We start from the raw sequence: 9607 nt of genomic DNA, 5'->3' as shown, positions 1-9607 counted from the left end.
CCTGCCGGAACCGGGGCGCCGCGGGTGCGCGGAAGGGGTCGTGGTGGGCGGTGGCCCCGCCGCCGTTGCCCGGGTGGGGCCCGGCCGCCCATACGGTCGGCGGCGCCGGGGTGTACCCCTGCCCGGCGGGGACAGCGGGGTCGTCGGGGACGACCCTCTGGACCTTCACCCTGCGGGCCAGCCAGGCCACGACCAGGCAGTAGAGGGTGACCTCGACCGTCGTGGCGGCCACGCCCTGCCAGGAGCCGCTGCCGGTGCCGGCGTCGGCCAAGGCGCCCTCGTAGGCGGTCAGCCCGAACGCCGCGAGGTTGTGCACCACGTGCAGCCCGATCGCGGCCTCCAGCCCGCCGGTGTACCAGGTCAGCCAGCCCATGGCGATACCGAAGACGGCGACGTCGAGCAGCCCCCAGCTGCCGTAGGCGTGCAGGAGGGTGAACACGGTGCCGCTGATGAGGATGCCGAGAACGGGGCTGCGCAGCACGCGGGAGACCACACGGGCGCCGCGGCCGCGCGGGTCGTCGGCCGGGGCGCCAATGGACCCCACGGCCTGGAAGAGGAAGCCGCGCAGGGCGATCTCCTCGGCCGATGCCTGGAACGGCACGAGCAGCACGATGATCACGAGGGCGCCGGCGAATTCGGAGCCGCCGTCGAATGCGCCCAGGAACGGGGTGCCCGGGGAGGTGACCCGGAGCAGCCCGGCGAGGGCGACGAAGGACAGCGCCATGGGGACGACGGCGATCGCGGAGCAGGCGAGCATCCACCGCCACCGGAGCCGGCCGGTGACCGAGAACAGCGTGCCCACGGGCCGCCGCTGGATCAGCCAGGCGACCAGCATGACCAGCGGCGTCATGGTGGAGATCACGATGAGGTCGAACGCGAGGTCGGGCAGGGTCGCGCCGAAGAAGGAGTCGCTGGTGGCGTCGTAGCCGTTGACCAGGGCGATGATGACCGCGGCCATGCCCAGCACGAGCTGGACCACGATGATCAGCCCGACGGCCACGCCGATCGCGACCAGCGGGACCCACCACCGGTAGCGCCAGGTGCGGGCCATGCGGTGGTACGCCGTCCCCGGGCGCGGGCGGCCCAGGGCGCTGCCGGTGCGGCGCGGCTGCACCGGCGGCGGCCAGGCCCATGCCTGGGCGGCCGGGGCGCCGCCGGTCCCGGGCACCGGGGGCCAGGCCCACACCTGCTCCGGCTGGGGCGCGGCGGGCGACTGCTCGGGGCCGCCCCGGCCCTGTGGCTCGGGCGACCAGGAAGAACCGGGTTGCGGCGGCGTATTTCTCATCGTTTGTCGAGATTACTAGCCGGGGTTGTATTGGCCGCGTTAAGAACCCGCGTCACGGCCGCGTCATTCAGTCGGTGACCTGCCCGTATCCGGTCCGAAGTACCGCCGTTCGCCGGGGTTGCGGGCCGTCGGCACCCCCGGGCGGCACGCCCGCCGCGGGGTTCGAGAACGGCCTCGGCCCCCGGCGTGCCGTCGGAGGCGCCACGGGTGGACGGCCTTGAATACCATGGATGTATGTCCTCCACACCCACCACCGAGCAGGTGAACGCGGCCCTGGCCACCGTCCAGGACCCCGAGATCCGCCGCCCGATCACCGACCTCGACATGGTCAAGGGCGTCGACATCGCCGATGACGGCTCCGTCCACGTCGGCATCTACCTCACCGTGGCCGGCTGCCCGATGAAGGGTCGCATCGAGAAGGACGTCACCGAGGCGGTCTCGAAGGTCGCCGGTGTCACCCGGGTCGCCGTCGAACTCGACGTCATGAGCGACGACCAGCGCAAGGCCCTCCAGACCAAGCTGCGCGGCGGCCAGGCCGAGAAGGAGATCCCCTTCGCCAAGCCGAACTCGCTGACCAAGGTCTATGCGGTGGCGTCGGGTAAGGGCGGGGTCGGCAAGTCGTCGGTCACGGTCAACCTCGCCGCCGCGCTGGCCGCGCAGGGCCACAAGGTGGGCGTGGTCGACGCCGACATCTACGGGCACTCCGTGCCGCGCATGCTCGGGGTCTCCGACCGCCCCACCAAGGTCGAGGACATGATCCTGCCCCCGGCCGCGCACGACATCAAGGTCATCTCGGTGGGCATGTTCACCCAGGGCAACCAGCCGGTGGTCTGGCGCGGCCCGATGCTGCACCGCGCCCTCCAGCAGTTCCTGGCCGACGTGTTCTGGGGCGACCTCGACGTCCTGCTGATGGACCTGCCCCCGGGCACCGGCGACATCGCCATCTCGGTGGCCCAGCTCCTGCCGGGCGCGGAGATCCTGGTGGTGACCACCCCGCAGCAGGCGGCGGCCGAGGTCGCCGAGCGCGCGGGCGCCATCTCGGCGCAGACCCACCAGCGGGTGGCCGGGGTCATCGAGAACATGTCGTACTTCGTGGCCCCGGGCAGCGACGAGCGCACCTACCTCTTCGGCGAGGGCGGCGGGCAGATCGTGGCCGAGGGCCTGACCCGAGCGCTGGGCGCCGAGGTGCCGCTGCTGGGCCGGGTCCCGCTCGACATGCGGCTGCGCGAGGGCGGCGACAACGGCATGCCGCTGGTCCTCAGCGACCCCGAAACCGAGGCCGCCAAGGTGCTGCGCTCCGTCGCCGGCGAGCTGGTCGGCAAGCCCCGCGGGCTGTCGGGCATGCAGCTGGGCATCAGCCCGGCGCGCCGCTGACTCCACCGCCGGCACGGCCGGCCCTATGGGCCCCTCATCCCGCGGTGAGGGGCCCGTTCTCATGGGCGGGCAGGGGCTCAGGCCCAGGTCGGGGGAAACGGACCATTCACAAACCTGTAAAAAAGGGTCCATAACGTCAGCAACCACGCACCATCACCTGATCGAGAGGGACCCGCCCATGCCCGAACCCGACACCGCGCTGTACCGGCGCTGGTTGACCACCGCGATCGAGGAGGCCGAGGCGGGGCTCGCCGAAGGCGGCATCCCCATCGGCGCCGCCCTGATCGGCCGCGGCGGCGAGGTGCTCGGCCGCGGCCACAACCGCCGGGTCCAGGACGACGACCCCTCCGTGCACGGCGAGACCGCGGCGTTCCGCAACGCCGGGCGCCAGCGGAGCTACGCCGGCACCACGATGGTCACCACGCTGTCGCCCTGCTGGTATTGCAGCGGCCTGATCCGCCAGTTCGGGATTTCCCGCGTGGTGATCGGCGAAGCCGAGACCTTCTCGGGCGGCCACCCGTGGCTCGCGGAGAACGGGGTCGAGGTCGTGCTGCTCGACGATGCCCGATGCGTCGGCATGATGTCCGGCTTCATCGCCGCCCGCCCCGAGCTGTGGAACGAGGACATCGGCCGGGAGGGCGACGCATGAGCGCCGAGGACACCGGGCGGCGGGCGCCCGAGAGCACCCCGCCCGCTGACGACGCGACGCCGTTACCCGGCGCCGCTTCCGGCGGCGCGGCGACTGGAACCGGAGCAGGAGCCGGATCCGCCGTAACCGCAACGGTGACCGCCGGTCCCGTGGCCGACCCCGACTACCCCGTCGAGCCGGTACCCGTCCACGCCCGCAAGTCGCTGTTCTCCCTGGGCGTGGTCCTGGTCGGGTTCACCCTGTTCACCCCCACCATGCTGGCGGGCGCCCAGGTGGGCGCCGCCTACGCGTTCTGGCCGCTCATGGGCGTGCTGGTGCTGGGCTCCGCCATCCTGGGCCTCTACGTCGGGGTGATCGGCTGGATCGGGGCCCGCGCCAACCTCACCACCGTCATGATGGCCCGCTACACCCTGGGCACCGGCGGCGCGAAGGCGGCGTCGCTGCTGCTGGGCGGCACCCAGGTCGGCTGGTACGGGGTGTCCATCGCGACCGTGGGGCTGCTGGTCGCCGAGGCAGCCGGCTGGGAGGGCGACCTACCCGGCCAGGCGGTCATGGTGGCCGCGGGCGCCGTCATGGGCGTCACCGCCTACATCGGCTACGCGGGCATGTACTGGCTGTCGGTGGTCGCGGTACCGCTGCTCCTGGCCCTCGCCGGCTGGGTGTCCTGGCGCGCGTTCGGCGAGGCCGGAGGGGTGTCGGGGCTCGCCGCGATCGAGCCGGCCACGACCATGCCGCTGACCGTGGCGATGACCATCATCGTCGGCACCTTCGCCTCCGGCGGCACACAGGCGCCCAACTGGACACGGTTCGCCCGCACCCCCGCGGCGGGGTTCTGGGCGAGCATCGCCGCGTTCTTCGGCGGCCAGCTGCTCATGCTGTTCTGCGGGGCGATCGGCGCCCTGGCCTTCGGCCAGGGCGACTTCGTCCTGGTGCTGTTCCAGCTGGGCCTGGTGGGGTGGGGCGTGGTGTTCCTGGTCGCGAACATCTGGACCACGAATGACAACGCCGCATACGCCGTTGGAGTCGCCGGGGCGGAGATCTTCAACACCCGTTCGCGCAAGCCGTGGGTGCTGGTGTGCGTGGTCGCCGGGACCGCACTGGCGGTCACCGGGATCTACGACCACCTGATCGGCTACCTGACCTGGCTGGGAATTCTGATCCCACCCCTGGGCGGGGTCATCATCGGGGACTTCCTGCTGCGCCGCCGCGGCGAACTGCCCCCGGCTGCGGGTCTGCCGCTGATCCGCTGGGACACGGTGGCCGTCTACGCGGTCGCCGCGCTGGCGGCGTGGTGGTGCAGCGAGACCGAGCTGCTCATCCCGCCGATCGTGGGTGTGGTGCTGGCCGCACTGGGCGCGGTCGCGGCGGCCGCGGTACGCGGGCGCCGGAGCGCGTGACCACCCATCAGGGCGAGCCGCGAGACACACCGCGGCCTGAGGAGGGGCCGGGCCGCGGGCCCGGCCCCTGCCCCCGCTGCTGTCCGCCGCCCGGGCGCTCCTCACGGGGCGTGCCCGGGGTCAGTCGGTGGAGGAGCCCAGTGTGATGTCGGTCGTCCGGGGTTCCCGGTCGCGCTCGTAGGTGAGGCGGACCTCGTCGTCGGGGCGCTTCTCGGCGAGCAGGGCGATCAGCGCGTCGGCGTCGCCCACGGGCTCGCCGTCGAACTCGGTGATGACGTCGCCCGGCCGCAGCCCGGCCCGGTCGGCGGGGCCGTCGGGCTCCACCGCCTCGCCGCCCGCGTCGGCGTCGGACTGGATCCGCGCCCCGTTCTCGTAGCCCGTGTCGAGTTCGGCGCCGATGTCGGCCCGCGCCGCCGGGTCGCCGCCCAGGAGGTCGTTGACGACCGCCTCGGCGTCGGCCGAGGGTATGGCGAAGCCGAGGCCGATGCTGCCGCTCTGGCCGCCCTCGGGCGCCCCCATGGTGGCGATGGCGGAGTTCACGCCGATGACCCGCCCCTGCATGTCCACGAGCGGCCCCCCGGAGTTTCCGGGGTTGATGGCGGCGTCGGTCTGGAGCGCCTCGATGGCCGCTTCCGAGCCCGGCCCGCCCTCGCCCAGTCCCACCGGGCGGTCCACCGCGCTGATGATGCCGGTGGTCACCGTTCCGGCCAGGCCCAGCGGGGCCCCGATGGCGATGACGCTGTCGCCCACGGTGGCCTGGTCGGAATCGCCCCATTCCAGGGGTTCCACGGAGATCGGTTCGATGAGCTTGAGCACGGCGAGGTCGGTTTCGGGCCGGGTGTCGACGATCTCGGCCTCGCTGGTGCTGCCGTCGCTGTAGACGACCTCCAGGCCGCCGTCCAGCGCCGCGGCGACGTGGTTGTTGGTGACCACGTGATCGCCGGCGATCACGAAGCCCGACCCGTTGCCGCTGAGCCGGGCGTCGCTGTCCTGGATGGAGACCACGCTCGGGCTCACCCGCTGGGAGACGCCCGCGATGGTGTCGGGGGCGCGGCTCGGTGCGCCGCTGGGGGGCTCGTTGTTGAGCTGCGGGGCCTGGTCCTCGGCGGACTCGGCGCCCTGTGCGGCGAACCGGCCGCCGACGACGCCGCCGACGCCCGCCGAGCCGAGCGCGACGACGAGAACGGTCAGCACGACCCCCCAGACGGGCATGCCGCGGCGCCGACGCGGTACGGGAACGGGGGCCCCGGACCCGGCTGGTCCGTACGGCCACGGCCCTCCGGGCGGACCGGGTACCCCCGGGCCTCCCGGACCGCCGGGCATACCGGGCACGCCCGGGCCAACGGACTGGCCAATGGGCGGGCCTCCGGGCCCTCCCGGTCCGCCGGGCGCACCGGGCCGACCGCCCGGACCGGCAGCCGGGGTTGCGAATCCGCCCTGCGTAGTGGGCGCTTGGGGCGCCGGGGGCGCACCGGAGAACGCCGGGGCGCCAGGGGTCCCGGGAGCTCCAGGGGCTCCGGCCGCCGGCGGGGCCGTTGGGGCCATCGGGGAACCGGCCACCGGCCACTGGCCGGTTCCGGTCACCGTGGGCGGCTGAGGCGCGGGGCCTCCGGGCTGGGGCGCCGCACCCGGCGCCGAGGGCCCCTGCGCGGGGGCCGTGCCGCCCCACAGGGGGGCGGGCCCTCGCTCGGGACCCGGGCCGGGCCGTCCGGGAGCGGACGGCTGGTCCGCGCGGCCGGCAGCGGAAGCCCCGCCCTCCGGGGCGGAATAGGGAGACCCGCTCTCGGGAGCGGTATGAGGAGCTCCACCCTCCGAACCGGGATACGGGGCCGCACTCTCCGGGCCAAGGTGGGCGAACCCACTCTCACGAGCGGCATAACGAGCCCCGCTCTCCGAGCCGGAATACGGTGCCCCGCTCTCGGGAGCGGGCGTCTGGGGCGCGGCGGAGCCGGGTCCCTGCTCCGCCGGTGAGGGCGGGCGCGGCCAGGACTGGTCCCCGGGCTCCTCCGGGGGGCGGGATCCGGCGTCGTCCGTCATGCACATCTCCGTCTGTCGCTGCCGCCCCCATTGTGGCGCGGCGGACATAAACCGTCTGTTAATCGATCATCTGCGAGCCGTGCCCTCCGGCGCACCCTATGTCCTTCCCGCGCCTGGCGGCGATCAGCTGCGGCTACATGCAGGATTCCGGGGGTACGCTCCGCGGCCCCGGGAGGGGATCAGAATCCGACCCACGCGCCCAGGCGGTCGAGGCCGCGCCCCATGCGCGGGCCCAGCCCGCTGCCGTCCGGGGCGGGGAACGCCGCGACCGCGGAGTCGACGAGTTCCGGCGGCGCATCGGCGATCACCGTGTACACGAACCCGCCCGACTCCCACATCCGGCGCTGCTGGCCGTCGTCGCCGACATAGACGGTGCCGCCGTCATCGGCAACGGGCACCATCCCCTCGGCGGCCCCGGGCGCCTCCCCCGCCAGGCGGCCCTGCTGGACGAACACCGAGACCATGGAGAGTCCGTCGGAGTAGCCCAGGTGCACGATCGGGCGGCCGTCGCTGCGTGTGGACCGCGCCTCGACCAGGCGGAGGTCCCAGGCCACGTGGCCGGGCAGGTGCCAGCCGTCCGCGCGCAGCGCATGGGTGTCGCCGGCCGAGAGGCGGTCGCCCCAGGGGGCGGCCTGCTCGGCCGATGCGGGCAGCGGGCCGGTGTCCTCGCCCACCGCGACCTCGACGAACCCGGTCGAGTAGGCGACCCGCCCTGAGGCGTCCATCGTGTCCTTGCGCAGCGGCAGCGCGGTCTCGCGGTCGATCCAGAACCGGCCGGCCACCGTGCCGTCGGCGCGCCGGGCGTCGATTACCGTGACCGTGCGCCCGCACACCGCCGCGGTGCCCGAACGGGTCACCCGGTAGTTCGCCGCCAGATCGCGCAGGAGACCGTCGTCGATCGCGAGCATCGCCGCGGACTTCCCCACGACCAGGGCGGACTCCTGGTCCAGCGACGCCGGCGACGCGCTCGTGAAGCCGGTGCCCTCGCCCGGCCGGTGCACGACCTCGACCAGCCGGACGGCCTGCGCCCCGTTCCCGGAGCCGACCGACTGCACGCCCTCGTAGGCGGTGGCCCGGCCCGCTTCGGCGGCGCGGCGCAGCAGCGCCATGCCGTCGTCGCCACCGGACGCGGGCACGCGCGAAGCGTAGGGGCTGGTGGCCGACGACAGCGCGACCACCAGCACGAGCGAGGTCAGCAGCAGGAGGACGACGAGATCGGCGGGGATCGGACGGGCACCGGCGCGGGGGCCGCCCGCGGATCCGCCGCCGGCGGCGCGCCCCCTCACCGCGTGGGGAGGGGTCCGGACGGGTCGGCCTCGCCCGGCGCGTGCACGGTGCGCTCGGCGCCCTGGTAGGGCTCCTCGGACTCGGGGATGGCGACCTGGCGGGCGGTGACCGCGTGCTCCACGGCGAAGGCCTCCAGGGGCGGGGTGACCGCCGGCCCGCTGCCGGGCTCGCCGCCTGCCACGTACACGGTGCCCAGCGTGAGCGCCGCCACCGACACCCCGGCCACGGCGTACCGGGCGCGGCCCCAGGCGGGGCGCAGCACCGACAGCGGCTGCGGGGTGCGGGCACGCCGCTGCCGGTCCCGTGCGGGTGCCGCGGGCGGATCGGCCGGGGAGGTGTCGACCGCGACCGCGGGACCTGCGGGTCTGCGCGGCAGGCCGCCCCCGATGGGGCGGCTGGAGCCGATCGGGGGCAGCGACCCGAAGGGTCCCGCCCCGCCGGCGGGTGGCCCCGCCGGGGGATCGGCCGGAGGGGCCCCGCTCAGCGCGGAGAGGCGGCCCATGAAGTCCATGGAGGGTTCCGGGGCGTCGAGCCCGTGCAGCCGCCGCTTGAGCCGCCGCAGCATCTCGGCCTCGAAGCGGCAGCTCTCACACGCGGCCAGGTGGCGCAGCGCGCGGTCGCGATCGGAATGGCCCAGTTCGCCGTCGACGAGTGCCGACAGGCGCTCCCCCAGGTGGTCCATGCTCACTCCCCCTCCCCGGTGCGGGTCCAACCGTGTGCCACGCCTGCGTCGCGCCCGTCGAGGGCGGCGGCCTGCTGCTCGGCGTCGAGCCGCCGGCGGTGCTCCAGCGCCTTGCGCAACTGCGCCCGCCCGCGGTGGATCCGGCTGCGGACCGTGCCTAGCTTGACCCCCAGCGTGGCGGCGATCTCCTCGTAGGAGAGGCCTTCGATGTCGCACAGCACCACCGGCGCGCGGAACTCCGCGGGCAGCGCGTCGAGCGCGCTCTGGATGTCGGCGTCGAGGTGCCGGTCGTCATAGGACTGGGCGGGAGAGGGCTCACGCCCCTGGAGGCGTTCGTCGGCGTTCTCACCGAAGCCCTCGAAGCGGATGCGCGCCTTGCGGCGGGCCATGTCGAGGAAGAGGTTGGTGGTGATGCGGTGCAGCCAGCCCTCGAACGTGCCGGGGGTGTAGCTGGACAGGGACCGGAAGACGCGGATGAAGACCTCCTGCGTGAGGTCTTCGGCGTCGTGCTTGTTGCCGGTGAGGCGGAACGCGAGCCGGTACACCCGCGCGGAATGGTTCCGGACGACCTCGTCCCAGCTGGGCGGCTCCCACTGCTCGAAGTCCACGGCAGAATCGGAATCTGCCACAGGTACTCCTCCTTCGGTTCGACCCCGGATCCGCGGGGCGCGGGGGTGCGCCGGGTGCGGAGGATCCGTGGTCGACTGCCTGTGCCGGCCTTCGGGGGGACACCGACCCTCTGACGAAACCCTTCCATCGCTGCAACGCCGGCACCGGCCGATTAAGTTCCCGGCGGTGGCGAACACACCGTGTGAGGCATCGGGCAGGCTAGTCTGTGCCCTGGAACATGGCCGTTGGGTGATCACACGGCGACACCGCGTGACGTTTTCGCCGTG

At 74.0% G+C, this 9607-nt stretch carries 8 protein-coding genes; 3 read left to right on the top strand and 5 right to left on the bottom strand.

The genetic code is table 11. From position 1 onward, the window contains the following. A partial coding sequence (locus ACFOVU_RS14730) for a CPBP family intramembrane glutamic endopeptidase (RefSeq protein WP_378533912.1) occupies positions 1 to 1285 on the bottom strand: 1285 nt, incomplete at its 3' end. Between the two features lie 234 nt (positions 1286 to 1519). On the opposite strand from ACFOVU_RS14730, the gene ACFOVU_RS14725 reads away from it, so the two are divergent. The 3 genes from ACFOVU_RS14725 (at position 1520) to codB (ending at position 4705) form a co-directional block, all read left to right on the top strand. Beyond that, the gene (locus ACFOVU_RS14725) at positions 1520 to 2659 is read left to right on the top strand and encodes an Mrp/NBP35 family ATP-binding protein (protein WP_378533910.1); all 1140 of its coding nucleotides are present in this window, start codon (positions 1520 to 1522) and stop codon (positions 2657 to 2659) included. A gap of 178 nt (positions 2660 to 2837) precedes the next feature. Then, positions 2838 to 3308, top strand: a complete 471-nt coding sequence (locus ACFOVU_RS14720; RefSeq protein ID WP_378533908.1) for a nucleoside deaminase — start codon at positions 2838 to 2840, stop codon at positions 3306 to 3308. After that, positions 3305 to 4705 (top strand): cytosine permease, encoded by a 1401-nt coding sequence (gene codB / locus ACFOVU_RS14715; RefSeq protein WP_378533907.1) that lies wholly within the window; start codon positions 3305 to 3307, stop codon positions 4703 to 4705. The genes ACFOVU_RS14720 and codB overlap by 4 nt, the downstream gene beginning before the upstream one ends. 120 nt (positions 4706 to 4825) lie before the next feature. Here codB and ACFOVU_RS14710 read toward each other — a convergent pair whose 3' ends face one another. The 4 genes from ACFOVU_RS14710 to sigE form a co-directional block, all read right to left on the bottom strand. Next, the gene (locus ACFOVU_RS14710) at positions 4826 to 5917 is read right to left on the bottom strand and encodes a S1C family serine protease (protein ID WP_378533905.1); all 1092 of its coding nucleotides are present in this window, start codon (positions 5915 to 5917) and stop codon (positions 4826 to 4828) included. A gap of 1004 nt (positions 5918 to 6921) precedes the next feature. Then, positions 6922 to 8028, bottom strand: coding sequence for a sigma-E factor regulatory protein RseB domain-containing protein (locus tag ACFOVU_RS14705; protein ID WP_378533903.1), 1107 nt, complete (start codon positions 8026 to 8028; stop codon positions 6922 to 6924). Further along, a complete protein-coding gene (locus ACFOVU_RS14700; RefSeq protein WP_378534062.1) occupies positions 8025 to 8711 on the bottom strand; it encodes an anti-sigma factor family protein in 687 nt (228 codons plus the stop codon). The genes ACFOVU_RS14705 and ACFOVU_RS14700 overlap by 4 nt, the downstream gene beginning before the upstream one ends. A 2-nt stretch (positions 8712 to 8713) precedes the next feature. After that, on the bottom strand, positions 8714 to 9319 hold the full coding sequence (gene sigE, locus ACFOVU_RS14695; protein WP_378534060.1) for an RNA polymerase sigma factor SigE: 606 nt from the start codon (positions 9317 to 9319) through the stop codon (positions 8714 to 8716). Between the last annotated feature and the right edge of the window lie 288 nt (positions 9320 to 9607).

This window comes from Nocardiopsis sediminis (genome assembly GCF_042650565.1).
Lineage (GTDB): Bacteria > Actinomycetota > Actinomycetes > Streptosporangiales > Streptosporangiaceae > Nocardiopsis_B > Nocardiopsis_B sediminis.
This window is presented reverse-complemented; position numbering and strand designations above follow the sequence as displayed.